The following is a 26,123-nucleotide window of genomic DNA, read 5'->3' as shown; positions in this document are numbered from 1 at the left end:
TGAATATTTAGACATAGAAAAACCCAATAACTTTCTGGACATTTTTTTATTTTGTCCAAGTTATTGGGTTCACTTCAGTTTTTTCATAACAGTTGTGTTTTTATTTTGCATCTTTAGGGTCAACGCCGTACAACTCAATGTGATAGCCAGAAATATTGAGACCGCTGGCCTTCCGAGCCGCGTCAAGTAATGGTTGCACGTCAAAATTATTAGCATCAATAATTTCATGCGTTTTTTGGTTGATGATGTGATAGTGTGGTTCACCATAGTAATCAAAATGGCGTTTGTCATCATGGCTATCAATAACAACAACTAGACCACTATCCACCAATTTTTCAAGTGTATTATAAACCGTGGCTAAACTAATTGTTTGCAAATCAGCGTGGATCATTTCAGCTGTCGGATGGGTTTTGTGAGACATCAGATAATCTAAAATAATCATACGCTGAGACGTCGCTTTTAGTCCACGTTTTTGCAACATGTTGCGCAATTTTTGATCAGGCATCAGCATCTCCATTTAATATGACCTAATTATATCACGTCTAAAATATTCTACTAAGCGACTTGAATTGTCAGACCAAGAGCGTTACAATGTTATTATATTAGAATGATTCTAAAAAAGAGGGGGGATAAAATGTCGGAAAAGCAGAGTTTGATGCAACGTAACAATGTCATTCGTGCTGCAGTGATGGGTGCCAATGATGGCATCTTGTCAGTATCAGGAATTATATTGGGTGTTGCTGGAGCCACCAGTCATACCGGAACAATTCTTTTAGCAGGTTTTGCTGGTACGCTAGCTGGAACAGTTTCCATGGCAATGGGAGAATATGTGTCGGTTAGTTCACAACATGATGCACAAGAAAAAGTACGACGAGAACAATCATTAGCGTTGAAACAAAATTTTGACGGTGAGTTCAAATTTGTTCAAAAGAAATATGAAGATAATGGTATTTCTGAGCAGCTTGCAATGCAAGCAACGCGTGAGATGATGACTAAGGAGCCACTTGTGACCACAGTTCGTGAACGATTTGGTTTCTCATTAGATAATGAATTGAGTGCCAAAGATGCGGCGTTAGCTTCGTTAATTAGTTTTCCAGTTGGGTCTATTTTGCCGATGTTAGCAATGTATTTGTCACCTACAAGCAGTCGTGAATGGTTGACTTTTTTCGCTGTTGCTATTGCCTTAGCACTAACAGGCTATGTAGCTGCACATTTGAATGGTGCTGATAAAAAACATGCTGCTGTGCGTAATGTATTAGCGGGCATATTTACGATGGTTGTAACATTTGCCATCGGTAGTTTATTTCGATAAAAGGGGGACACAATGTCAGAGCAAAAAAATAATAAAAGTATGACAATGGATGAGCGACTAAATGCGATTCGTGCAGGTGTTCTTGGGGCAAATGATGGCATTTTAACCGTTGTTGGTGTGTTGTTTTCGGTAGCAGCCGCCACGACTAATCATTTTGCGATATTTATTGCTGGTTTAGCAGATTTATTAGCGTGTGCTTTATCGATGGCTTCAGGCGAATATGCGTCAGTTAGTTCGCAATCTGATAGTGAAAAAGTCGTCGTCGCGCGTGAAAAAAAGTTACTACATGATGATTTTGAAGGACAGCGAAGGAGCGTGGCAGATTTTTATGTTGAGCGTGGGGTATCTCAAAATACAGCGCTAGCGATTGCGGATGAACTATTAGTTAAAAAACCACTCGAAACAGTTTTGAGTGTTAAATACGATTTGACGTTAGGACATTACATGAATCCTTGGTCAGCAGCGTGGTCGTCACTATTTAGTGCTGCGATTGGTGGTGTTTTCCCATTAGCTGCCTTAATATTGGTCACAGGACGCTATCAATTTGTTGCTACAATTGGTGCAACTGTTGTGGCTGTCGCGTTAACTGGATTTTTGAGTGCCAAAATTTCTAATGGTCTTATTAAGCGTGCAGTTATCCGAAATATTATTATTGGTCTTGTAACAGTCGCCATTCACTTTGGTATTGGAAAACTGTTTTGAGATAGACTTGCTCGTGGGGCTTAATATTTGAGATAATGGGAGCATGAATAACAAAATTAAGCAAACATGGCGTGTGATTGATGCGCGTTTTAAATTATCCACTTTAGGCGAGCTTTTTTCGCGATCACAAATTAGTTATGTTGGTCCGACATTTGCTTACTATGCCTTGTTAACGGTCTTTCCAATATTGATGGGCGCAGCGATGATCGTGTCCTTTACAAGCTTTAGTACAGCAGATTTATTGACGGCCATGCGCAATATGCTACCAAAAAATATTGAAAATATTGTGATTCCAATTATGCAGTCGGTCTTGGCGTCAAAAAGTGCCTCATTACTGTCGTTTACTGTTATCTTCACCATTTGGTCAATTTCTCGCGTGATTGCTGTATTCCGTAAGTCTTTCAATGCCATTGCTGATGTTGATGAACGTTTTAATAACATGTTGACACGTTTGTTTTCATTTCTATGGTTACTTGTGATTATTGCAGCGTTCGCTTTATTGATGATTGGGAGTAACGTTCTAACGATTGCTATGCAGCACTTACCGCATACGCAATGGACCAGTTTTTTGCAACACCAAACACGTTGGTTTATCTGGTTGGGGATGTGGTTAGCGTTAACGATGATGAACTTTTTGTTACCCACTAAAGATGCGAGAGCGCCTCTGCGGTTTGTCGTGATTGGCAGTTTCATAGAATTATTGATGCTAAATGCTTTGAACAAAGGGTTTACCATCTATGCTAAGATTGCAATTGGAAAATATGACTTTTATCAATCTGTGAGTTCCATGATTGTACTGTTAATTTGGTTGAACTTGATTGCAACAATTCTAGTATTGGGATATGTAATTATAAAGTGGATAGCTGAGATAAAATGGGGGAAAGATCTTGTTTCAAGACAGTGATTTTGATATTTTTAATGATGAAACCTTAGCAGGACGAATGGCCAAAATTAAGGCTATTATTGATCCAAAATTTGTTGAATTTGCTGACATAGCTTTACCAATTTTGCAAGAAGATGGACAAGAATGGTATGCACATGTCGCAAAACATTTGCGGCGAACTACCTATGCGCCAGATAACACATGGGTGGCTTTTGCCCCCAATCGACGCGGGTATAAAATGTTGCCACACTTTGAGTTGGGTATGTGGGCTGATCATATTTATTTTTATTTGGCGATTGAAGAAAATATGAAGCCAAAACAAACTACTGACATTGTCAATAAAATGACAGCAGTGACTGACATGGTTTTATCTTTACCAGCCAGTTATCGGCTTAGCCCTGATCACATGGTTAATGAAACAGTACCTCTGTCAGACTACTCACATTTAGTTAAACGGTATCAAGAGGTTAAACATAGTGAGGTTTTGATTGGCGTTGTGATACCAAGAGGTGATCAACGCGTGGGCACTGAAAGCCTAGTGGTGGCATTAAGCGATACTCTAAGAACATTAAAACCAATTTATGAACAACTCGTTTAAAAAAGAACTTCATTGAAGTTCTTTTTTTAGCCACCAATGGCATCAAACTGATTGTTTTCTTGCAGCTGTAAAGTTTGTGCTTGGTTAATTTCAGTGTATAAGACACTCGCCATTGATGTCGGAATAAAGCCATCTGTGACACCCTGTTGTACAAAATCATATTCAAATTGAAATGCTTGAATGTATAGGCTGTTGTCAACTTGTGTTGTTTGTTGGCGGTAATCACGTTTAATGGCACTGAAGAAGCGATTCATTGTTTCGCGAGTCATGTAGATATAGTCGTTGTCACTTTGTTTATTGTCGAGGCGTTCTCTTAACAAATCATCTAATGTTTGTCTGTGGCAGTGATCACGTCCTCATTTAAGCGTAACATTTCTTTTCTTGTATTAGTCCATTTTTCAATGTTTTCGGCAAATTTGGGATCGCTAGCAAGCTTTGTTTTTCGTATACGGTCACGTTGTGCTTTGGTAATTGCACCATTAGCTAAATGCCAAGCAGATTGTCTCATAAAGCGCTTCAAAGCATGCTTCAGGTGATGACTAAAATGTCCCATTGTTTTTTGACTATTATTAAATGAGTAATTGAGTATTTTCGTGTAAGCATTGATGGTAGTTAAGCTATATGTTGCAGAGGCATAATCGCCATGCACATAAGCTATCATAAAATCCTGCGTATCAGCAATTAAATCAATAAATTCAGGTGATTGACGTTTCCTATCATCCATCATAAATAGTTTATTTTTTTGTGATTGTAATTGTGCTGATAATACTTCACGCGTGCTATGGTCAGTGACAGTATCTAAAATTTTGAGTGAGGCGTAATCCACCATTTTATCGCGAATATGGGTTAAATCACTATCGGAATAGGCTTCTACTTTTTTTGGCAGGCTAAGTGGTAGCACAATTGCACTGATTAGCATGCTGAGTAAAATGACAATAGTAGCGACTATGATGAGCTCTTCGCGATATGGGAAAGCCCGTCCACCAATTTGATAAGGTAATGAGAAAGCCATTGCTAACGTTACAGTACCATGGACGCCACTAATGGCAAAAATTTTAGCATAGAAACGATGATTTTGATCATTACGATCACCAAAGAATGACGGAAGTGTCTGACGATGACGACGTGAGCGGTTGTTACGATCATCGTCACGTAAAGCCCAAAAGTATCGCAATACAAGCATAACGACATAAATTAAAAGACTTAGCGCGGCTAGTTGCAGTGTGCCAGATATCCCAATCTTAGTCATGGCTAACCAAACAGTTGGTAAGGAAATGCCTAAAATCAAGAAGACAATATCGTTTAAAACATCAGCAATGGTGCCCCAAATAGTTCTTGAAGTCAGCTGAACACTTGTTGAGGTTAAGCGTAACCGACTTGATTCCCAGTTGTGGACCATACCAGTGGCCACGACCGCTAAAATACCAGATGTGCCTAAGTGTTCAGCTAATAAATAGACAGCAAACGGTGTTAATAAGCTGATGGGGATGATGGTCGTTTCAGGATTAGAGGCGCGTTGTTGTAAATTGACGCGCAATGCCACAATTAAAAGCCCAGAAATAGTGCCAATGACAACCCCGCCAAAAGCGACAAAAAAGAAGTGTTCCAGACCGTTAAGCACTGAAAAAGTGCCTTTTGAGAGCACGGACAAGGATAAATCTAACATGACTAAGCCTGTGGCGTCATTAAAAAGTGATTCCAATTCTAATGCTTCACCGACGCCCTCAGGCATATCAGTACCGGCAGTTAGCGATTTGACGGCAACAGCATCAGTAGGTGTCACGATGGCAGCTAAAGTAATTGCTAATGGCAGTGTCCAAGCTACTTCAACGTGATTGGTAATCATGCCAACCACTAAGGCAGTTACTACGGCCAGAACGACCGAGAGCGTCCAGATACCCCCAAATCGCTTTTTAATTTTGGAAAATGATTGTCTTTGACCGTCAATAAACATAATCGGGGCAATAATCATTAACATAAAAAATTCGGGTTCTAATTCAAAATTGTTAAAAATTGGTGTAAATGACATAGCAACACCAACAATGATTAGAATGAATGCTTCAGGTATTTTTGGAATAAAATCTTTAATAATGTTAGTGGCAATAACACCAATAAGCAGTAACGAAAGGGTATAAAGTGTTTCCATTTGAATCCTCATTAATGATTGTTAGTAATCATGAAATTAATGTATGTGGCGTTTTAAGCTTAAAACCACATGATTCAATTTTAACACTAGTCGATTATTTTCGCCGTATTTACCAATAAAGGCTGTTATCTGACAATGCATGGTAAAGTCATTCTGATTGACAAATTAAAGAGAGTCACGCATTTGAATTTCGGATGGGATACGGGTATTTTTTGGTGGTGTGGCTTGACCGTTAACACTTGATAATAATTGCTCTGCTGCGACACGGCCAATTTCTTGGGGATTTTGTGACACTGATGCAATTGCCGGCGTGATCATATCGGCAAATTGGTCGTCGTCATAGCCAATTAAACCGACATCTTCAGGAATATTGAGTGAGCGTGCCTTGGCAAAACGCACGGCAGACCAAAGCACTTGTCCATTGAGCGCAAAAATGGCTGGATGTTGGTGCTGTTTGATTTCCGCATGTAATAATGATTGCCAATCGCTGCCATCAATTTCAATTAGTTTGACGGTGATACCACTACCAGTTAAGCCAGCTTCTAAACCATTATAACGATTCATTCGGCTAGATACGCCATTGATGTGGTTGGCCAAAACAAGAATAGCATCGTATGATTTCGTTTTGAAAATTTTAGCTAATTCGACTGATTTTTGAAAATTATCAGACACAACAGCAGGCCAAGTGAATGGTTCAGTGTAACGATCTACTTGGACTACTGGTGTCTTTTCATCGACAAGCAACTGATAATGTTCAGGTTGATGAACAAGTGGTTGCAAAATGATGCCATCGACTTGTTCAATCATCATTTTTTCAAGGTTACTTAATTCTCGCTCAACACTATTATCGGCGTCCATAATCAAGACTTGATAATGTGTTTTTTGAAAATATTCGCCAATGCCTTTGAGCAAACGTGATGTGTACATATTAGAAATATCAGCGACTGAAACGCCAATTAAAAAAGAGTGATGCGTTTTTAGGGCTTGCGCTTGACGATTGGGCCGATAATCGAGTTTATCAATTGTTTCCTTGATACGCGCTCTTGTATTGCCTGACATATTATCAAATTTACCATTCAAATAACGCGAAATGGTGGTTTTTGATACCCCTGCTTGGGCGGCAATATCATTAATTGTGACTTTTTTATCCATGAAAACATTATACGACAAATTGAAATTGGGGGTTGACAAATATTTGAAAGCGTTTACAATATATCTTGTAAACCGGTTTCCGAAAACGATAAACTAAAAAGGACACTAAGATAGCTAAAGAACAAATGCACATTGATCCAGAAAAATTTGCCTTGAGATTCATTGAATCGTTCAACTTCGATTTTAATGCAAAGGAATTAGAGAGTATGGCCAAAAAGGAATTGGCTGCCTACTTATCTGCGTACTTCCTTGTTGAAAAATTCAATAGAATTGAAAGTGAAAATTTTGATAAAAACGATACTAATAATTTGTCTGATTTAGGCTTTGACGAATTATTAGAACATGTAAAAGATTTAAACAAGTATTAAGGAGTGAATCATGAAAAAATCTCAAATCGTCTTGAACCATCTTGTGTTTGCTAAAGATCATGACAACGGCATGCAGCAATTAGACATGTTAAAAAAAGTTGTTGCATTGGGCGTTCAGTCAGCTGAATTACGTCGTGAATATTTTGATTACATTGCCGCTGAAACGCCAGCTATTGCTGATTACGCAAAAGCACATCAACTACGTTTATTTTATTCGGTGCCAGATGAAGTCTTTGTTAATCATCGTGTCAATCCAAAATTGGAACAATATTATGATGAGGCTGCGCAACTTGGCGTTAGCGTGATCAAATTTAATACAGGTGATTTTGATACATTGTTACCTGAAGATATCCAACGACTAAATGCTTTATTAAATCGTGGTATTGAAACCAATATTGAAAATGACCAAACACAGGTATCAGGTAAAATTGATGCCATTAAGGCATTCATGACTGCTGCCAAAGCAGCTAAGCTCGACATAGGCTATGTCTATGATATGGGTAATTGGCGTTATGTCGGCGAAGATGAAGTTGTCGCAGCGAAAGCACTTACACCTTACGTTCGCTACATTCATGTGAAAGATGATAAGGGTAGTGGGGATAATCTTGTGACAGTGCCTTTAAATGACGGGGATATCAATTGGCAAGCAATCTTGACGATTTTGCCACAAGACGTACCAGTCGCAGTTGAGTATCCAACTGCTAGCGAGCAAGTCATTATTGATGGTGTGCAGGCACTAGAAGCGTATAACTGAGGCAAATCATGACTAACATTATTATTAGTATCCTATTGTTACTGACATTTGTCGGGTTCATTTATTACATTGTGAAGGGTGGCAATCTTGTGATTGGCTTCTTCGTAATGGCATTACTTTGGTCAGTTATTGGCTTGGTGCCATTCAATAAAGTCATTCAAGACGTTATTGCAACACCGGCGTTAAATTATGGTCCAACGATTATATATATTGTTTTTGGTTCTTGGTTTGGGCGAGTGTTGGTTGATTCAGGCATTGCCGGGTCAATTTCAGCTCAAACAGAAAAAGTTGGTCGAAAAGCACCGATATTGGCTGCTATTTTGGTGGTATTGGTCACGGCGTTGATTTTCTCATCTGCTTATGGTGTTGGATCAGTAATCGCAATTGGTGTTATTTTAATTCCAATTTTGCTATCAATCGGCGTTCCAAAAAAAGTCGCTATACCAGCATTTACCATGGCAATTGGTGCGCCAATGTACATTAACGTGGTGTTATTTAATCAAATTAAGGCTTTCTTCCCATCTGTTAGTTTCTCGGGAAAGTATCTGATATTTGGTTTAGCAGCGATGAGTGTTCAATTGATTGGTGTGATCATCTTCATTCTAATTAATAGTAAAAGTATTAAAAATGGCAAAATTGAGACGATTGCCGCCAATAATCAAGCTGATTTTAAAAAGACGCATCCAATTACTTTCATTGTGCCAGTCTTACCAGTTGCATTAAATATGTTTTTCCACTGGGATGCAATTCCTGCGCTGTTATTGGCAACCATTATTGCTTTGCTTTTGACGGGCCAGATGAAATCTTATAAAGGTCTGGTTGAATTCATTAACAAAACAGTGTCTCAAGCAATTAATGATATCTCAGGACTGATTATCTTTTTGATGGCACTAGTGATGTTTGCGGGTGCTGCCACAATGAATGTGCCTCACTTTAAAAGCATTATCGAAGTTATCTTGCCAAGTAGTCCACTTGTGCTGGCGATTGCGGTTGGTATTTTAGCACCATTGGCATTATTCCGTGGGCCTTTGCATGTTTGGGGTGCCGGTGCCGCGACTGCTGCGGTTTTGGCCGCTACGGGTACTTTCCAACCAATTTTCTTATTGCCATTGCTATATACAGCAAGCATCATGGCGGTTTCAATTGATTTAACACAATCATGGAACACATGGGCGTTGACATATTCAAAGTTAGAAACCAAAGAATTTTGGAAGATGGGCATTCCTGTTATGTGGGCAGTTTCAATTGTCAATGAACTGCTAGTATTTGCTTTCTTCGGTCACTAAAAACAAGAGTTTAAGGAGTAAAATAATGAGTGAAATTTTGACATTAGGTGAACCAATTGTAACCTTTACATCAACTGACTTGAATGCTGGGTTAGTTGATAGCATTAACTATTATAAGTTTTTGGGTGGCGCAGAGCTAAACGTGATGATTGGTGCGACGCGTCTGGGACATTCAACTGAATATATTTCTCAAGTGGGTGCTGATCCGTTGGGACAATTTGCAGTAAAAGAAATTGCCAAGTATCATGTAGGTAATCATTATATTTCAACAGATGACCATAACTGGACTGCATTTCAATTGAAAGAGTTAGTGGATAAAGGTGATCCTTCAACCTTTAACTTTAGACGCAATTCGGCTGCGGCTCACTTTGATAAATCAAATATTGATCACATCGATTTTGATGGCGTTAAAATTGCACATTTATCAGGTATTTTTCCTGCTATTTCTAATCAAGCGCGAGAAGCATTCCGTTACTTTGCCGAACAACTAATTCAACGTGGTATTCGGACAACATTTGACCCTAACTTGAGACCTGCTTTGTGGGAATCACAAGAAAAAATGATTGCAACCATTAACGATTTGGCGAAATATGGCGAAATTGTTTTGCCGGGCATTAACGAAGGTGAAATTTTAATGGGCTCGCGTAATCCAGAAAAAATCGCCGATTTCTATTTGGCAAATAGTGAACGCACGCAAACGGTTGTTGTTAAACTTGGTCCTGAAGGCGCATACGTCAAAAATAAAGCGGGTGATAGTTACACAGTTCAGGGATTCAAAGTTGAAAAAGTAGTGGATACAGTTGGCGCTGGCGATGGATTTGCATTGGGACTCATTACTGGCTTGATTGAAGGTTTGACAATGGCACAAGCAGTGGAACGTGGTAACGCCGTTGGTGCATTGCAAGTTCAAACAACGGGCGACAATGACGGTTACCCAACACCAGAACAATTGGCAAGTTATTTAGCAAAAGAACAGAAAGAGGCATAAGCATGACAGAACAAATTTATTTACCAGATGATATTCCTGCAGTAGGTAAAAAAATACTAACAGACGCTGGTTTTGAAGTGGTTGTTGGCACTGGACGTGCCCGTGAAACGATGAAAACTGAAGGCGCAAACGCAAGTGCTGTCTTGATTGGCACGCAACCATTTGATGGTGACATTATGGATGCCATGCCAAACCTAAAAGTAATTGCGCGTAATGGTGTTGGTTATGACGCTGTTGACGTTGATGCTGCCACAAAGCGGGGCATTTATGTGGTCAACACGCCAAAAGCTCTGTCAGGGTCAGTAGCTGAAACAGCTGTATCAGAGCTGTTAGCTATCAGTAAAAACCTCTATCAAGATGCTAAAGCCATTCACGATGATAATTGGAACTATCGTAAGTCACACCCCGGTCGTGATATTGAAGGCAAGACGGTTGGTATTTTAGGCTTTGGTCGAATTGGTCAACAAGTTGCAAAAAAGTTGAGCGGATTTGATGTAAAAGTTATTGCGTATGATCCATTTGCTAAATCAACTGATAGCGTATCAATTGTTGATCGTGATACTATTTTCAAGACAGCAGATTATGTGATGGTGCATTTACCAGCTTTGCCAGAAACAGAGCATTCCATTGGCGCAGCCGAGTTCAAAATGATGAAAAATGACGCGTACCTGATTAACATGGCACGTGGCGTCATTATCGTCGAATCAGATCTTGTTGCAGCACTTAAAAATAATGAAATTGCCGGTGCGGCATTAGACGTCTTTGAAGAAGAGCCTTTGCCAGTAACCAACCCATTGGTTAGCTTAGAAAATGTTTTGCTGACACCACACATTGCTTCAAATACAATTGAAACAAAAGCACGTATGGCAGTTGATGCTACAAATGATATTGTGCGGGTGCTTAAAGGCGAACAGCCAGAAGCAGCTGTTAACCATCTAGAAGCATAACCATTGTTTTGACGTCCCGCTTGTGGGACGTTTTTTATTTTAAAAGCGTATAATGGAATTATTCTAACAATTGATAGGAGATATTATGGCTGAATTGACACGATTTTATAATACATTCCAACCAAAACATTATGAAATCTATTTGGATATTGATCGAGAATCTAAGCGGATTAGTGGTAAAACCACAATTACTGGAACCGCTAAATCAGAAACGATTGCGATTCATCAAAAGGATTTGATGATTAGTGCGGTCCAAGCGGACGAGCAAGATGTGACATTTATGGTAGACCATGACGCAGACGCTATTCGGATTGAATTACCTAAGTCAGGTGAAACAAAAGTTACTATTACTTATACGACAGTTTTGACTGATACGATGATGGGCATTTATCCTTCATATTATGAAGTTGATGGTGAGAAAAAGCAGATCATTGGCACGCAATTTGAAACCAATTTTGCCAGACAGGCTTTTCCAAGTATTGATGAACCAGAAGCCAAAGCAACTTTTGATTTAGCCATTAAGTTTGATGAACAGCCAGGCGAAACTATCTTGGCGAACATGCCTGAAGTGCGTGAAGCAAATGGTGTACACTATTTTGATACAACAGTACGTATGTCAACATATTTAGTTGCCTTTGCTTTTGGTGACTTGCAAAAGAAAGAGACCAAAACGACAAGTGGTGTTAAAATTGGTGTCTTCGCAACCAAAGCACATCAGGCTAAGGAGCTTGATTTTGCACTAGATATTGCGAAGCGCTCAATCGAGTTTTATGAAGACTTCTATCAAACGCCTTATCCATTGCCACATTCATGGCAACTTGCGTTACCTGATTTTTCAGCGGGTGCAATGGAAAACTGGGGCTTAGTAACCTATCGTGAGGCATACTTATTACTTGATCCTGACAACACAGCGCTAGATACCAAGCAGGTAGTAGCAACTGTGATTGCCCACGAGTTGGCGCACCAATGGTTTGGCGATTTGGTGACGATGAAGTGGTGGGATGACTTGTGGCTAAATGAAAGTTTTGCCAATATGATGGAGTATGTCGCCATCGATGCTTTAGAGCCTGATTGGCACATTTGGGAAAGTTTCCAAACAGCTGATGCACCAGCTGCCTTACAACGAGATGCGACTGATGGGGTGCAATCTGTCCATGTTCAAGTTGAACATCCTGCAGAAATTGATGCGCTGTTTGACGGTGCTATTGTTTATGCTAAAGGCGCGCGTATGCTAGTTATGGTGCGTGCGTTGATTGGGGATGAGGCTTTGCGTGCTGGTTTGAAAGCTTATTTTGCTGCGCATCAATTTGGTAATGCTACTGGAGCTGACTTATGGGCTGCATTGGGGCAAGCCTCTGGCATTGATGTGAGTGCTATCATGACTTCTTGGTTGGAACAGCCTGGTTATCCAGTCGTTACAGCAGCTGTTGTTGATGGGCAATTGACGCTTTCACAACAACAGTTCTTTATTGGCGATGGCAAAGAGGTTGGCCGTCAATGGGCCATTCCATTGAACAGTAATTACGATGCCGTACCCGCTATTTTCAAAGATCAGTCAGTGACGATTGGTAATTATGAAGCGTTAAGAGAACAGTTTGGTACACCATTCCGTTTGAACGTTGGTAATAATTCTCATTTTATTGTTAAATATGATGAGACATTGCTACAAGATATTTTAAGTCAATCAGATCAGCTAGATGCGATTTCACAATTACAAATTTTGCAAGATTTGAGATTATTAGCTGAAGGACGACAAATTTCTTATGCACAATTAGTGCCATTACTAGGTCGTTTTGCCAATAGTCATTCGGCTGTTGTGACCGCAGCACTTTACCGCGTTGCAGTGAATTTGAAAAAGTTCGTGACCGCTCATTCTGATGAGGAAAAGGCTTTGAAGGGGTTGTATGACCAACTGAGTCAAGATCAATTAGCACGTTTAGGCTGGCAAGATATTGATGGTGAGTCAAATGACGACCAATTGTCGCGCCCATATATTATCAATGCTGCGTTGTATGCTGAAAATCCAGCCGCAATTGCAGCGGCACATGATATATTTGTAGCTCATGAAAATGATTTGACGAGCCTTTCTGCTGGTACACGTGTCTTCATTTTGGCAAATGAAATGAAACAGTTTGGGTCTGCTGATCTGTTTAATCAATTACTGGCTGAATATCACGCTACTTCTGACGCGAGCTATCAGTCTGATTTGCGTGCAGCTATCACTAGCACAACTGATAAGGCGCTGATTGAACAACTAGTTGGCAAATTTGAGGATGCTGACACAATTAAGCCACAAGATTTGCGTGGTTGGTTCTATGGGCTGTTGGCTAACGAAGACGGACAACAAGCCGCTTGGGATTGGGTACGTGAAGAGTGGCAATGGCTAGAAGATACAGTGGGTGGTGATATGGAGTTTACGACCTATATCACTGTCATTGCAAATGTTTTCAAGACACAAACTCGCCTTGATGAATTTAAAGCTTTCTTTGAACCGAAATTAGATACACCGGGACTGACGCGTGAAATTAAAATGGATACCAGCGTGATTACAAGTCGTGTAGCACTCGTTGCAGCTGAAAAAGATGCTGTCAATGCAGCAGTTGCTGAAGTGACGCAATAAAAAGTATTTGTAGGTGAGTCACCTGATAGTTTGTAAAACTATCAGGTTTTTTCTTTGGCTGATGATGTACTTATGAAAATTGCAATTGTGATATGATTAGCGATAAAATATAAGTGTATTGAAAGCGTTTTCAAATTGAAAGGAGATCATCATGTATTATAGTAATGGTAATTATGAGGCATTTGCCACACCACGAAAGCCAAAGGGGGTTGATCAAAAGTCAGCGTATATTGTTGGTTCCGGATTGGCTGGGTTGTCGGCTGCGGTATTTTTGATTAGAGATGGTCAAATGAAAGGTGAGGCAATTCATATTTTAGAAGAGCTACCATTAGCTGGTGGTTCATTAGATGGCATAGCACGCCCGAACGTGGGATTCGTAACGCGTGGCGGTCGTGAAATGGAAAATCATTTTGAGTGCTTATGGGATTTGTATCGATCAATTCCATCACTTGAAATTCCGGGTGCTTCATATCTTGATGAATATTATTGGTTAGACAAAGATGATCCCAATTCTTCAAATTGCCGATTGATTTACGATCGCGGTAATCGTGTGCCAGATGACGGCGACTATACTTTGGGTAAATCATCACAAGAAATTATCAAACTGATTATGACACCAGAAGCCAAGTTGGGTACGCAAACGATTGAAGATTACTTCTCAGATGCTTTCTTTGAAAGCAATTTTTGGACTTACTGGGCAACGATGTTCGCCTTTGAAAAATGGCATTCTGCTGTTGAAATGCGTCGCTATGCCATGCGCTTTATTCACCATATTGATGGATTACCAGATTTTTCAGCCCTGAAATTTAATAAATATAATCAATATGACTCGATGGTTTTGCCCTTGATTCATTACTTAGAAGACCATGGTGTTGATGTACAATTTGATACCACGGTAGATAACATTATTGTGGATTTTGATAATGGTCAAAAGGTGGCTAAGTCACTAGAATTAACCGTTAGCGGGCAACACGAAACAAGACCATTAACTGCCAACGATTTGGTGTTTGTAACGAACGGCTCTATCACCGAAAGTACAACTTATGGCAGCCACTTTGAACCAGCACCAGTAACTACTGAGCCGGGTGGATCATGGCAGTTATGGGAAAACTTGGCGGCACAATCTGATGAATTTGGCCATCCATCGGTCTTTTATCAAGATTTACCTGCAAAAAGTTGGTTTGTGTCAGCGACTGCCACAATTGAAAATACAGAAATTGATCCCTATATTGAACGTTTGACGAAACGTGATTTGCACGATGGTAAAATCAATACTGGCGGCATTATTACAATTACAGATTCTAATTGGCTAATGAGTTTTGCCGTACATCGTCAGCCTCACTTCAAAACTCAAAAGCCAAATGAAACAACTGTCTGGATTTATGGCTTGTATTCTGATGTGCCCGGCAACTATGTGAAAAAGACGATTGTTGATTGCTCCGGTGAAGAAATTACGCAAGAATTACTTTATCACCTTGGCGTACCAGAAAGTAAAATTCAGCAATTATCCAAGCAAGAGTCGATTAATACAGTGCCGGTTTACATGCCATTTATCACAAGTTACTTCATGCCACGTGTTATGGGTGATCGACCAAAAGTCATTCCTGACGGGTCGGTTAATTTGGCATTCATTGGTAACTTTGCGGAGTCACCATCACGCGATACAGTGTTTACGACTGAATACTCAGTCCGTACAGCAATGGAAGCCGTGTATAGTCTGCTAGATGTTGAACGCGGTGTGCCGGAAGTGTTTAATTCAATTTACGATATTCGTGAATTATTACGTGCCATGTATTATATGAACGACAAAAAAGCCATCACGGATATGAATCTGCCAATTCCTAAGTTAATTCAAAAAGTTGGCATGAAAAAAATTAAAGGGACATGGTTAGAAGAACTGCTTGTTGAAGCACACTTGATGTGAGCATGATTGAAACAGTAGCTTCTCATCATTAAATTATGTCGTCATAAAAGCACGCGTCGTCAGGCGGGTGCTTTTGTCGTATAATGAGATAATAATAACAATTAAAGGAAAAAAATATGATTAATCAATACGGGCGAATTAAGGTAGATTTAGCGACTGAATTACAGGAATTAAAAGCATTAGGATTTAACAGTGACAACTTTGAAACGCTGTTAAGACAGGCTTTGCCTAGCTACCACTCTATTTCAGCTCAAAATGATTGGTTGCGGTTGCATTTGGCAACGGCTGAACAAGAAATTTATAGTTTTTTCCAACAAAAACTAGCAGTGGATCAAGCAGTTTTTTATCGTATTGGTGCACAGTTACTAGGATTCAATGATGAATTAGCCAATAATAACTTTGACGGTGTAGCGACATTTCAAAAACTAGGCTTGCCGATTGTTGCGATTGATACTATCCCCCATGCTTGGTATACGTTGCTAAATACTCATAATAGCACTGGATTATTGTTGATTGATGCATTAGTTAGTCAGGGTTATTTACCACAAAACAATCAACGTCTCATTTTTAATGGTAAGTCATTATCGACGTTTGATACAAATGATTTGATTCGCGAGTCTGTCTGGGTAGAAACGAGTGTTGACACTGATAACGATGGCCAGCTTGATTTAGTACAAGTCGACATTGTTCGTCCAAAAAGTGAGACACCATTGCCCGTTTTGTTCACTGCTTCTCCATATTATCAGGGACTGAATGTCAAAGAAAATGATGCTAAAATTCATTTGGTCAATGTGCCTTTGCAGCGGAAAGAACCAACTCAAGTTGATAAAAATGACGTGACATATCAAGGACTATCAGCTTCGACTGCCAAACCGCGAAAAGTTTCAGGTCACGCAACTGAAACGGAAGTTTCATTTACAGCTGAAGCTGGTTTGCCAGTTGATCTTAATCAATACTTTTTGTCGCGTGGTTTTGCGATTGCTTATTCTGCTGGTGTCGGTACACGGCATGCTGATGGTATGCAAGATACGGGGTCACCCGAGCAAGTCGAATCGATGAAAAATGTTGTCGAATGGCTTGCCGGTAACCGAGTGGCTTTTACGAATCGATACGATAATATCGCAATTGCTGCTGACTGGTCGAGTCACAAAATTGCGATGACAGGCCGTTCGTATTTGGGCACATTAGCAACTGCTGTTGCAACAACTGGCGTTGCAGGGTTAGAAACAGTTGTGTCTGAAGCTGCTATTTCGAATTGGTATCAATATTACCGTGATAATGGTTTAGTGGTGGCACCGGGTGGCTTTCCGGGAGAAGATATGGACGTGTTGGCTGAATTGGTTTACACAAGAATGAAAGATCCAGCAGATTGGTGGCGGACACGTTCTCAGTGGCAAGCCTTTCAATCAGAAACTGCACGTCTTATGGCACGTGATAACGGCAACTATGACCGCTATTGGGATTCGCGTAATTACCTGAAACATGTACAAAATATCAAAATCGATATGCTGATGGTTCACGGTTTAAATGATTGGAATGTTAAACCACGTCAAGTTTACCAGCTTTGGTCTGCCTTAAAGCAAAATAATCATGTTAAAAAGATATATTTGCATCAAGGAGAACATATTTACATCAATAATAACCGTTCCCTTGATTTTTCTGATCAAATTAATCTTTGGTTTTCCGAAAAACTATTGGGATTGCATGTGGACGCGACGACTTCATTGCCAACAGTGACGTGGCAAGATAACACCAATCCAGAAGCTTGGCATGCCCTAGAAGATTGGGGGATTGGTCAAAAAGTCAGTTATCATTTCGCGGATAAAAAATTGTCGCGTAGCCCACAATCAGCTGGTGAAGTAAGCTTCAGGGATTGGCTACCTGAGGACCAATTCAAGCAGTATGGCAAGCATTTCAATGCTTGGCGTCAAGCATTGATTTCAGGAAAAATACCAGAAACAACACAGATTTTTAAGACAGAAGCATTATCAACCGCTCAGACGATTGATGGTGAAATCACGCTAAATTTACGGGTCAAATCCTCAAAAAATATTGGTTTATTAAGCGCTATTATTGTGGATTATGGGACCGATCAATATCTGAAAGTTTCACCAACACCACAAGAAGCCACAGTTGATCGCGGACGAAACTTTAGCCCAACACGTTTGATGGCTTTTGAAATGACCAAGGCAAATCAGAAAATGGTAACATTAGGTCATATTAATTTGCAAAATCGAACCAATGTTTGGCAAACTGATGATTTGCAGGCAGACGAGTTTGTTAATGTCTCATTGACTTTACAACCAACTCACTATCAAATACGTTCAGGTCACCAACTTGGTGTTGTTTTGTATGCGACTGATTTCGAGATGACCGTCCGCGGTAATCAAGATATTGTTTACACGATAGATTTAGCCAATAGTCAAATTGATTTACCAATTGTTAATAAATGATGACATGAAGAGAAAAGCAACTATTCGTTGCTTTTTTTTTACACTTTTTTATTTGTGCATAACTGAACGACCAAAATGAATAAATATCCTGTCTAGTCGTCAAAAGGTTATCAGATACTAACACTAGGCTACTTGTCTATACAATCTCTAAAAAACCTTTAAAACAGCGTTGTAAACGCTTTCAACAGATGGTATATTGGTGTTGTAGACATCAGTGAAGGAGATTAAAAATGAATAAATATCAAATCATCCACGATGAACTACTGAAAGAAATCAACGATGGCAAATATCCCAATAATGAGATGTTACCGAGTGATTTTGCGTTAATGAATCGTTACCACGTGGCTCGTGAGACGTCACGAAAAGCTGTGGCAATGCTAGTTGATGAAGGATATGTTATGCGAATTAAAGGACGAGGCACGTTCGTCATTAATCAAAATCGCTACTCATTTCCTATTTCACATGTTGAAAGTTATCGTGAGTTGGCTGCGCGTCTGAAATTAGATGAACGGACACAGTTGTTGTCGATTACAGATAGTGAGGTACCATCGGTATTTGAGTATGGTGACAACACGCCTGTGCCGGCAACTGCTGTTGTCCGAATTCGATATTTGGACAACGAACCAGTGATTATTGATCACGATTACGTTTTAAAAGATGTTGTGCCTGAAATCAAAAAATTATCGCAATCAGTGTCATTATTTGAACTGTTTGAACAGCAATTGGGATTGGTGATTAGTTATGCTAAGAAAACCATTACGGTTGAACCTGCCAATGCTACGGACAGGCAATTAATGAGATTAGCTGAATCCATTCCAATCGTTGTGATTAGATCAGAGACATTTTTGAATGATGGTCGCATTATCTCTTTCACTGAGTCCAGAAACCGAGCCGATCGCTTTAAAAGCGTTGAATTTTCAAGGCGACATTGAGTGTTGTTGTTAATTGTATTGAGGAGAAAAAATGGCAGATACAAAAATTTTAGCGCCACTAGCAGGTCACGTTATCTCACTTGCTGATGTGGCTGATCCAGTATTTAGTAAAAAAACCATGGGAGATGGTTTCGCCCTACAACCCACTGGGCATGATATTGTAGCCCCAGTTAGTGGTGTCGTTATCGCCATGCAAGGACATGCATTTGGTGTTCGACGCTCTGACGGATTGGAGGTACTGACACATGTTGGTTTGGAAACCGTCAGTCTCGATGGTAAGCCTTTCGAGTGGCGAATTAAAGAAGGTGATCAGGTCAAAGCGGGGGATCATGTTGGGGATGTTGATTTAGCAGAAATCAAAGCAGCACATCTTGATACAACAACGATGGTTGTCTTTACCAATACGGCTGATGTATTAGACAAATTAACACTGATTTCTGGTAAAGAGAATGTTTCAGCTGGTGAGACTGTTGCTGACGCTACTGTGAAAACTATTACACCGGTAACATCATCAGCACCAGCAAAAGGAAATGGTACGAAGTACGAACCCTTAGCGGCAGACATTATTCAAGGCGTCGGCGGTGCACAAAATGTGGATAAGGTCATTCATTGTATCACGCGTTTGCGGTTTTATTTGAAGGACCACACAGTCGCTGATGATCACAAGATTGAATCCCTAAATGGGGTTGCCGGTGTCAATTATGCTGATTCGTTGGGGCAATATCAAGTTGTCATTGGACCTGCAGTCACCGACGTTTATGATGAAGTCGTGGCGCAACTAGGCAGCAGTGTCGTAGATGATGCGGCGACGGCAGATGCAGTTGCTGCAACCAAACAAGAAAAAGGTTCCAAGAATCCCTTGGTCCATGCATTTCAAGCAATCATTGGTACGATAACTGGCTCAATGATGCCAATCATCGGTTTATTGGCTGCTGGTGGTATGTTAAATGGATTTTTGAGCTTGTTTTCAAACAAAGCGTCATTTCCAGCGATTTACTTCATTGATCCAGCATCAAGTACGTTTACGATTTTACAGTCAATGGCCATGGCACCGTTCTACTTTTTGCCTATTTTAGTTGGCTTTTCCGCAGCGCAACAGCTTAAAAGTGATCCTTTCGTAGTTGCCGCTATTGGTGCTTTCTTGGTTAAGCCTGACTTTATCAATTTGACAACGGCGCATGTTGTTGATGGCAAAGTTGTGCAACCAGCGCAGGCGCTGGGTAGTTTGTTTGGTGTAAGCCTTAATTCAAGTTTCTTTGGTTTACCCATCAATATTCCAAGTTACGCATACTCAATTTTCCCAATTATTTTTGCCGCTTGGTTGGCACGTCCAGTAGGTAATTGGCTCAAAAAGCATTTGCCATTAGTATTACGTTCAATTTTCCAACCTTTGCTAACGCTATTAATTGTGGGATCAGTCGTTGTTGTTGTCGTTGGACCAGCTATCACTTTGGTATCACAAGGTATTTCAACAATTGTTAACTGGCTTTTGCACTTAAATTATCCATTGTCTGGTTTGATTATTGGTGGTTTGTATCAAGCACTCGTTATTTTCGGTTTGCACTGGATGGTTGTGCCATTGATTGCTAATGAAATTGCACAAACTGGTCACTCTACTTTGAATGCAATTGTGAACTTTACTATGATTGCACAGGGTGCTGGTGCCTTGGCTGTTTGGGCTAAGACCAAGATTCCATCACTTAAGGGATTGGCTGGTGCGGGCTTCCTATCAGCGATGGCAGGTATTACAGAACCAGCAATGTATGGTATTAATTTGAAGTATGGCCGTGTATTCTGGATGGCTAACATTGGTGGTGCTGTCGGCGGCTTAATTGCCGGTTTGTTCAACTTGAATATGTACGGATTCACAGGATCATTGATTGGCTTCCCATCATTTGCGGTGCCAAAGGGTCAAACAGGTGCGGATAATAATATGTTGATTTTCTGGGTGGCTTCGATTGCGACAATTGCGGTGTCGTTTGCGATGGTTTACTTCTTCGGATTTAAAGATTCAGATACAGGTCAAGTTAAGACTGTTGAAAAGAAAAACGCCTTTAAAGACGCAGTTGCCAAGTAAAGTGAGAATTGTTTAAGGAGTGAACATGACAAATGAAAATTGGTTATTAACTTACAACGACATTGTTGGTGGTGTTAAAAATTACGGTCGCGAGAGCTTGCTAACTTTAGGAAATGGCTTTCTGGGCTGGCGTGGCGCACTTGTGACAAACGCTTATGATGATGATTTTTATCCCGGGTTGTACGGGGCTGGTATTTTTAACCAAACATCAACGCCCGTTGCAGGGCGCGATGTCATTAATGAAGACCTTGTGAATTTGCCCAGTGTAGCTTTAATCAAGGTGCAAATTGATGGTAAATCTCTGTTAATCAACAACTCAACTATCAAATCACTAAAACGCAGCCTTAATTTTAAAACGGGTGAATTGACAGATGATTATCAAGTGCAGGTGTCGGGAGACTCACAACATTTTGTCACCATTAAAACTGTTAAGGTGATTAATCCAGTTCACTGGCATCAGTTAGGTTTACGTTTTCAAATCACCTCAAATTATGACGCACACATTGCGATTGATGCGATTATTGATGGCAGCGTCGAAAACAAAAATGTGGCACGCTATCGTGATTTTGACTCGCAAGAATTTGATGTCCAGTCAGTTCAGGATGATCTGATGATCATCAAAACACGAACAACTGATGTTACTGTTGCTTTAGCAGCAAAAACAATAGGTGAAAGTGTTGAAAAAACGACAAAAACTGAAAATCAGGTGGCAACACACATCGAAAATGATTGTCAGGCCGGACAACCATTTTCAATTGAACGGGTGATGGCAGTTGCAAGTGATTTAGAGACGGACGGCGATCTTGCTGAATTTGTTCAAAATGAAATAGCCAACACGACTTTTGACGAAATTCAACGCGAGAGTCATGATTATTGGCAATCATTATGGCAAACCAAAGATATTCAAATTAGTGGCGACGATGCCATGCAAAAGTTGACGCGTATGAATATTTTTCACCTTAATCAGATGGCTAATCCAAACGCAAATCCATATTTGGATGCTTCGGTTGGCTCTCGTGGTTTGACTGGTGAGGGGTATCGTGGTCATATTTTCTGGGATGAATTATTTGCACTACCATATTACTCAGTCAACGAACCCAAATCGGCTAGTGCTGTTTTGAATTATCGCACGAAGCGGTTATCAGCGGCTGAAAAAAATGCTATATCAGAGAACGAATCAGGTGCGATGTATCCTTGGCAATCAGGAATGTATGGTGACGAGCAAAGTCAACTGATTCATTTGAACACAGTTGATAACACTTGGATTCCAGATAATTCTCGATTACAACGCCACATTTCATTAGCAATTGCCTATAATATGTGGGTTTACCAACAGGTGACAGGACGCTATGACCATCTTGATAAAGGCGGTTTAAACATGTTAATCCAAGTTGGTCGTTTTTGGATTAACAAAGCAGAGAAAATCGGTGACCGTTACCAAATTAAAGGCGTTATGGGACCTAACGAATTCCATGAAGAAATTCCCGGTGCTCATGCTGGTGGATTGCTCAATAACGCTTATACAAACGTTATGGTGGTTTGGTTGTTGAACTATCTGCATGATTTATCGCAGAACGTCAAGATTGATTTTGACGCGGCAGCACGAGCAGTTGGGTATACTCAAAATGAAGCGGAAAAAGCAGAAGACATTCGTCATCATTTGAAGTTATCCATTGATAATCGTGGCATTGTCGAACAATATGAAGGTTTCTTCAAACTTGAGCATCTCGATTTTTCAGCATATCAAGCTAAGTATGGTGATATTCACCGAATTGATAGGATACTCAAGTCAGAAGGCAAGTCCCCTGATGATTATCAGGTCATTAAACAGGCTGACTTTCTAATGCTATTGTATAACCTAGGTGCGCAACAGACAGAGTCACTGATTCATCAACTTGGGTATCAATTACCCGATGATTGGTTGGCAAAGAATACAGCCTATTACTTAGACCGCACAACACATGGTTCAACGACTTCTCGCCCAGTATTTGCTGGTATCTATGTCGAGTTGGCGCGACAAGGTGATACAAAATTTGAAACACAAGCGTATGATTTTTTGACAGACGCAATTGGTTCTGATTATTATGATATTCAAGGTGGTACAACCGCAGAGGGTGTTCACATGGGTGTCATGGGCGAAACATTATCAGTCATTCAAAATGATTATGCTGGAGTTGATTTATTGCACGGTCAGTTCAGCATCAATCCACGATTACCAAAACAGTGGTCTGAATTACACTTTACACAGCAATATCGAGGTGTCTTAATTGATATTGATATCAAGCCAACTGTCATGGTATTGATGAGCGATCAAGCCATAACCGTTCACGTTTATGACAAAGCGATTGATTTGGTAGCTGGGGAGGCAAAAGAGGTGTCTTATCATGGTTAATTTTTCAGAAATAAAAGGCTTTACATTCGATTTAGATGGTGTCATCACGGATACCGCTAAGTTTCACGAGCAAGCTTGGCATGATTTGGCTACGTCCTTGAATGTGTCTTGGTCGGCTGAATTAGGGCGTCAACTTAAAGGTATTAGTCGTATGGATTCGCTAAATATGATTTTAGCTGAAGGTGGTCATGAAAATGACTACACGGATGATGAAAAAGCAGCATTTGCGGCACAAAAAAATCAACATTATGTTGCATTAATTCAAGCGTTGACACCGGCAGATATTTTGCCCGGAATGACTGAATTTCTAGCCGAAATAAAACGTGAAGGTTACGTCGCGAGTGTTGCCAGTGCTTCAAAAAACGCACCAACGATACTCAAAAAATTAGGCATCATGGCTGATTTTGTCGGCATTGTGGATCCAGCCACGTTATCACATGGCAAACCAGATCCTGAAATATTTACCAAAGCAGGGGAGATATTGAAGCTACAACCAACACAAATCATTGGGTTAGAAGATGCCAGTGCTGGCGTGCAAGCGATCAAAGGTGCAGGGCAAACGGCACTGGGCATTGGTAAAGCAGCTAAAGATGCTCAACCAGACATTTGGTTTGCTGAAACTAATGAAATTTCCTTGGCTAATATCGCAAAACAAATGAATGCATAACAAAATAAAATCACCGTAATTTGATTTACGGTGATTTATTTTAAGTTTCAGGATTAGGTGTTGTCAACGCATTATTTCTAATGAAACTGCGAAAGGTCTTGAAAGTATCAGCAAATAATTCGTCTGGCTCAATATTTAACATTTCTTTCGGGAAAAAGAATCGCTGATCAAGTGACGCTTTGCCTTTAATCGCAGCGACGAGTGTTGATAAATCAGAGAGTTCGCGGTGTGTCCCATCAGCTAACAAAAAGTCAATTTGCGTTCTTGGCTTGGCCACGTTGGGTTTGTAATCGTCGTATGGTAAGTCATAAGCATCGTTACGTGCTGTGTAGTAATCAGGGTTAAAGCCCGCGTTATCCACAAGCTGTTCTAACTCGCCCAATAAAGGTGCCGTCTCATTGGTGATAGCAATTGACTTGAGCGGGCGACGTCCAAGAAAACGCTGTGATAAGTCCGATAAAATCGGATCGGGGTGGGATTGCCAGATATTGATATAAGTCATAAACACATTATCGTCGAGCTTGAGATAATCGTCTAATCCCAATGGCTTTTCATCAAATAATGGCGCCAAAAGTGGGCCAACGAAGTCCTTTTCAGGTACAGGGTTGTGATGGCTGGCTTGATAAAGCTCGCGAACACGCGTCAAAATATGTTCTAACAGCACTTCCATACCACGTGAGACAGAGTGAAAATAGACTTGTAAATACATCTGATAACGTGACACAACATAGTCTTCAACGGCATGCATACCGGCGATATCAAAGGCAATGCCGGTTGGGGTTGGGCGCATGGTACGCAAAATACGATCAATATCAAATTCACCATATTTAGTACCAGTAAAATAAGCGTCACGTAATAAATAATCCATGCGATCAACGTCAACTTGACTAGAAATTAATTGCACGACTTGTGGATTTTCATAAGTTTTAGCAATAACACTAGCCACTTTATTGGGAAAATCTGTTGATACTTGTGCCAAAATCGTGTGTACGGCCGTATCACCCATGATAATTTCCCGTGTAATTGCTTCATGATCTGTGCCAAATAGGTGTTCAAATGTATGAGAAAATGCACCGTGTCCAACATCGTGAAGCAAGGCAGCGACAAGCGTGACTAAGCGCTCACTTGAATCCCACACATCGCCATAATATTGATCGAAGTGTTCGGTAATCTGTCGAGCAATCTCATAGGCACCCACAGAGTGCCCAAAACGTGAATGTTCCGCTCCGTGAAACACTGAACTGGTAATGCCAAGTTGCTTAACGCGACGCAACCGCTGAAATTCAGGGGTGTTAATCAAATCCAAAATAACTTGATCTTGAATATGAATAAAATTATGAATAGGATCGCGTAGAACTTTTTCATTAGTAATTTTTTTATCTAACATCATATAGTATGCCCTTTTGTGCTTTCTTATATTATAATAGATTTTAGATTGAGATAGGGGCAGAATATGATAATTAACGGGCAATCGGACGTAAAAGTTCACCTAAAAACGAAAATTCGTCAGGGAAATGATATCGAAGACTTTCAATTTGATACAGATGGTCAGTTATTGTTAAAAAATGGCGCACTTTATTTGCGTTATACAGAGATTATTGACGATCAGACAACACAAGTTATGTTCAAAATTGATGATGAACGCGTGCGCTTAAATCGCTCTGGTGAGACAATAACCAAATTAGCATTTGTGAAATCACAACGTGTTCCAGCTTTGTATCAAACACCAGCCGGACAAATGCAAATTGAAACGCTAACAACCTTATTGGTGACCCACTTTGATTTGGCAAACTGGCGAGGTGAAGTTGACGTGGATTATGTTTTATATGCTAATCAACAAATTGTTGGACAATACGAAATTCGGTTGCAATTTAGCGCCAAATCTAGTATGCTAGACTAGTTAGAAACCCCGAAAGGACGTG

20 protein-coding genes and 1 pseudogene are annotated in these 26,123 nt (G+C 40.2%); 17 read left to right on the top strand and 4 right to left on the bottom strand.

What is annotated here, in order from left to right; all coding sequences use genetic code 11:
- Positions 1–100: 100 nt before the first annotated feature.
- The gene (locus IEU71_RS00700; RefSeq protein WP_004915590.1) at positions 101–505 is read right to left on the bottom strand and encodes a Fur family transcriptional regulator; all 405 of its coding nucleotides are present in this window, start codon (positions 503–505) and stop codon (positions 101–103) included.
- A 129-nt stretch (positions 506–634) separates the two neighbouring features.
- Between IEU71_RS00700 and IEU71_RS00695 the strand changes: the two genes are divergently transcribed.
- The 4 genes from IEU71_RS00695 to IEU71_RS00680 are packed head-to-tail and all read left to right on the top strand — an operon-like array spanning position 635 to position 3,495.
- Positions 635–1,312: a VIT1/CCC1 transporter family protein gene (locus tag IEU71_RS00695; protein ID WP_004915587.1), complete on the top strand. Its 678-nt coding sequence runs from the start codon at positions 635–637 to the stop codon at positions 1,310–1,312.
- Between the two features lie 12 nt (positions 1,313–1,324).
- Positions 1,325–2,014 carry a VIT1/CCC1 transporter family protein gene (locus tag IEU71_RS00690; protein WP_036086962.1) on the top strand — a complete coding sequence of 230 codons (690 nt, stop codon included), beginning with the start codon at positions 1,325–1,327 and terminating at the stop codon, positions 2,012–2,014.
- Positions 2,015–2,057: 43 nt separating this feature from the next.
- Complete coding sequence (locus tag IEU71_RS00685; RefSeq protein ID WP_004915581.1) at positions 2,058–2,918, top strand: YihY/virulence factor BrkB family protein; 861 nt, start codon at positions 2,058–2,060, stop codon at positions 2,916–2,918.
- Positions 2,902–3,495 (top strand): DUF1054 family protein, encoded by a 594-nt coding sequence (locus IEU71_RS00680; RefSeq protein ID WP_004915580.1) that lies wholly within the window; start codon positions 2,902–2,904, stop codon positions 3,493–3,495. Before IEU71_RS00685 ends, IEU71_RS00680 begins: the two co-directional genes overlap by 17 nt.
- A 26-nt stretch (positions 3,496–3,521) precedes the next feature.
- On the opposite strand, the pseudogene IEU71_RS00675 reads toward IEU71_RS00680, so the two are convergent.
- Together IEU71_RS00675 and IEU71_RS00670 are read right to left on the bottom strand one after the other, a co-directional pair.
- Positions 3,522–5,641 (bottom strand): annotated as a pseudogene (locus tag IEU71_RS00675) (cation:proton antiporter).
- Between the two features lie 165 nt (positions 5,642–5,806).
- A complete protein-coding gene (locus IEU71_RS00670) occupies positions 5,807–6,793 on the bottom strand; it encodes a LacI family DNA-binding transcriptional regulator (RefSeq protein ID WP_004915573.1) in 987 nt (328 codons plus the stop codon).
- A 110-nt stretch (positions 6,794–6,903) separates the two neighbouring features.
- On the opposite strand from IEU71_RS00670, the gene IEU71_RS10270 reads away from it, so the two are divergent.
- The 12 genes from IEU71_RS10270 (at position 6,904) to pgmB (ending at position 24,201) form a co-directional block, all read left to right on the top strand.
- Positions 6,904–7,161 (top strand): hypothetical protein, encoded by a 258-nt coding sequence (locus IEU71_RS10270; protein ID WP_036067214.1) that lies wholly within the window; start codon positions 6,904–6,906, stop codon positions 7,159–7,161.
- A gap of 10 nt (positions 7,162–7,171) precedes the next feature.
- A complete protein-coding gene (locus IEU71_RS00660; protein WP_004915565.1) occupies positions 7,172–7,915 on the top strand; it encodes a sugar phosphate isomerase/epimerase family protein in 744 nt (247 codons plus the stop codon).
- Positions 7,916–7,923: 8 nt separating this feature from the next.
- Positions 7,924–9,201: a hypothetical protein gene (locus IEU71_RS00655; RefSeq protein WP_004915563.1), complete on the top strand. Its 1,278-nt coding sequence runs from the start codon at positions 7,924–7,926 to the stop codon at positions 9,199–9,201.
- Positions 9,202–9,226: 25 nt separating this feature from the next.
- Complete coding sequence (locus IEU71_RS00650; protein ID WP_004915560.1) at positions 9,227–10,189, top strand: sugar kinase; 963 nt, start codon at positions 9,227–9,229, stop codon at positions 10,187–10,189.
- A 2-nt stretch (positions 10,190–10,191) separates the two neighbouring features.
- The gene (locus IEU71_RS00645; RefSeq protein WP_004915558.1) at positions 10,192–11,136 is read left to right on the top strand and encodes a phosphoglycerate dehydrogenase; all 945 of its coding nucleotides are present in this window, start codon (positions 10,192–10,194) and stop codon (positions 11,134–11,136) included.
- An 85-nt stretch (positions 11,137–11,221) separates the two neighbouring features.
- Complete coding sequence (locus IEU71_RS00640) at positions 11,222–13,756, top strand: M1 family metallopeptidase (protein WP_004915555.1); 2,535 nt, start codon at positions 11,222–11,224, stop codon at positions 13,754–13,756.
- Between the two features lie 151 nt (positions 13,757–13,907).
- Complete coding sequence (locus IEU71_RS00635) at positions 13,908–15,680, top strand: oleate hydratase (protein ID WP_036067733.1); 1,773 nt, start codon at positions 13,908–13,910, stop codon at positions 15,678–15,680.
- A gap of 116 nt (positions 15,681–15,796) precedes the next feature.
- Positions 15,797–18,133, top strand: coding sequence for a Xaa-Pro dipeptidyl-peptidase (locus IEU71_RS00630; protein WP_004915550.1), 2,337 nt, complete (start codon positions 15,797–15,799; stop codon positions 18,131–18,133).
- Positions 18,134–18,363: 230 nt separating this feature from the next.
- Entirely contained in the window at positions 18,364–19,065 is a 702-nt protein-coding gene (treR, locus tag IEU71_RS00625) for a trehalose operon repressor (RefSeq protein ID WP_004915547.1), read from the top strand.
- A 31-nt stretch (positions 19,066–19,096) separates the two neighbouring features.
- A complete protein-coding gene (locus IEU71_RS00620) occupies positions 19,097–21,142 on the top strand; it encodes a PTS sugar transporter subunit IIABC (protein ID WP_004915544.1) in 2,046 nt (681 codons plus the stop codon).
- Between the two features lie 25 nt (positions 21,143–21,167).
- Positions 21,168–23,534 carry a glycoside hydrolase family 65 protein gene (locus IEU71_RS00615; protein WP_004915540.1) on the top strand — a complete coding sequence of 789 codons (2,367 nt, stop codon included), beginning with the start codon at positions 21,168–21,170 and terminating at the stop codon, positions 23,532–23,534.
- Positions 23,527–24,201, top strand: a complete 675-nt coding sequence (gene pgmB, locus IEU71_RS00610) for a beta-phosphoglucomutase (RefSeq protein WP_004915538.1) — start codon at positions 23,527–23,529, stop codon at positions 24,199–24,201. Before IEU71_RS00615 ends, pgmB begins: the two co-directional genes overlap by 8 nt.
- Positions 24,202–24,241: 40 nt before the next feature.
- Here pgmB and IEU71_RS00605 read toward each other — a convergent pair whose 3' ends face one another.
- Entirely contained in the window at positions 24,242–25,588 is a 1,347-nt protein-coding gene (locus tag IEU71_RS00605) for an HD domain-containing protein (protein ID WP_036067221.1), read from the bottom strand.
- Between the two features lie 66 nt (positions 25,589–25,654).
- Here IEU71_RS00605 and IEU71_RS00600 point away from each other — a divergent pair, with 66 nt between their 5' ends.
- Positions 25,655–26,101, top strand: coding sequence for a YwiB family protein (locus IEU71_RS00600; RefSeq protein ID WP_004915534.1), 447 nt, complete (start codon positions 25,655–25,657; stop codon positions 26,099–26,101).
- The last annotated feature ends 22 nt before the right edge of the window (positions 26,102–26,123 follow it).

Origin of the sequence: Leuconostoc falkenbergense, from assembly GCF_014634805.1 — a bacterium.
GTDB lineage: Bacteria > Bacillota > Bacilli > Lactobacillales > Lactobacillaceae > Leuconostoc > Leuconostoc falkenbergense.
This window is presented reverse-complemented; position numbering and strand designations above follow the sequence as displayed.

Bases quoted from the DNA above. Each gene is read 5' to 3' on its own strand.
- IEU71_RS00700 (WP_004915590.1), bottom strand. From the start codon at position 505: ATGCCTGATCAAAAATTGCGCAACATGTTGCAAAAACGTGGACTAAAA.
- IEU71_RS00690 (WP_036086962.1), top strand. From the start codon at position 1,325: ATGTCAGAGCAAAAAAATAATAAAAGTATGACAATGGATGAGCGACTA.
- IEU71_RS00640 (WP_004915555.1), top strand. From the start codon at position 11,222: ATGGCTGAATTGACACGATTTTATAATACATTCCAACCAAAACATTAT.
- IEU71_RS00685 (WP_004915581.1), top strand. From the start codon at position 2,058: ATGAATAACAAAATTAAGCAAACATGGCGTGTGATTGATGCGCGTTTT.
- IEU71_RS00635 (WP_036067733.1), top strand. From the start codon at position 13,908: ATGTATTATAGTAATGGTAATTATGAGGCATTTGCCACACCACGAAAG.
- IEU71_RS00645 (WP_004915558.1), top strand. From the start codon at position 10,192: ATGACAGAACAAATTTATTTACCAGATGATATTCCTGCAGTAGGTAAA.
- IEU71_RS00695 (WP_004915587.1), top strand. From the start codon at position 635: ATGTCGGAAAAGCAGAGTTTGATGCAACGTAACAATGTCATTCGTGCT.
- IEU71_RS00630 (WP_004915550.1), top strand. From the start codon at position 15,797: ATGATTAATCAATACGGGCGAATTAAGGTAGATTTAGCGACTGAATTA.
- IEU71_RS00655 (WP_004915563.1), top strand. From the start codon at position 7,924: ATGACTAACATTATTATTAGTATCCTATTGTTACTGACATTTGTCGGG.
- IEU71_RS00600 (WP_004915534.1), top strand. From the start codon at position 25,655: ATGATAATTAACGGGCAATCGGACGTAAAAGTTCACCTAAAAACGAAA.
- pgmB (WP_004915538.1), top strand. From the start codon at position 23,527: ATGGTTAATTTTTCAGAAATAAAAGGCTTTACATTCGATTTAGATGGT.
- IEU71_RS00650 (WP_004915560.1), top strand. From the start codon at position 9,227: ATGAGTGAAATTTTGACATTAGGTGAACCAATTGTAACCTTTACATCA.
- IEU71_RS00620 (WP_004915544.1), top strand. From the start codon at position 19,097: ATGGCAGATACAAAAATTTTAGCGCCACTAGCAGGTCACGTTATCTCA.
- IEU71_RS00670 (WP_004915573.1), bottom strand. From the start codon at position 6,793: ATGGATAAAAAAGTCACAATTAATGATATTGCCGCCCAAGCAGGGGTA.
- treR (WP_004915547.1), top strand. From the start codon at position 18,364: ATGAATAAATATCAAATCATCCACGATGAACTACTGAAAGAAATCAAC.
- IEU71_RS00615 (WP_004915540.1), top strand. From the start codon at position 21,168: ATGACAAATGAAAATTGGTTATTAACTTACAACGACATTGTTGGTGGT.
- IEU71_RS00605 (WP_036067221.1), bottom strand. From the start codon at position 25,588: ATGTTAGATAAAAAAATTACTAATGAAAAAGTTCTACGCGATCCTATT.
- IEU71_RS00660 (WP_004915565.1), top strand. From the start codon at position 7,172: ATGAAAAAATCTCAAATCGTCTTGAACCATCTTGTGTTTGCTAAAGAT.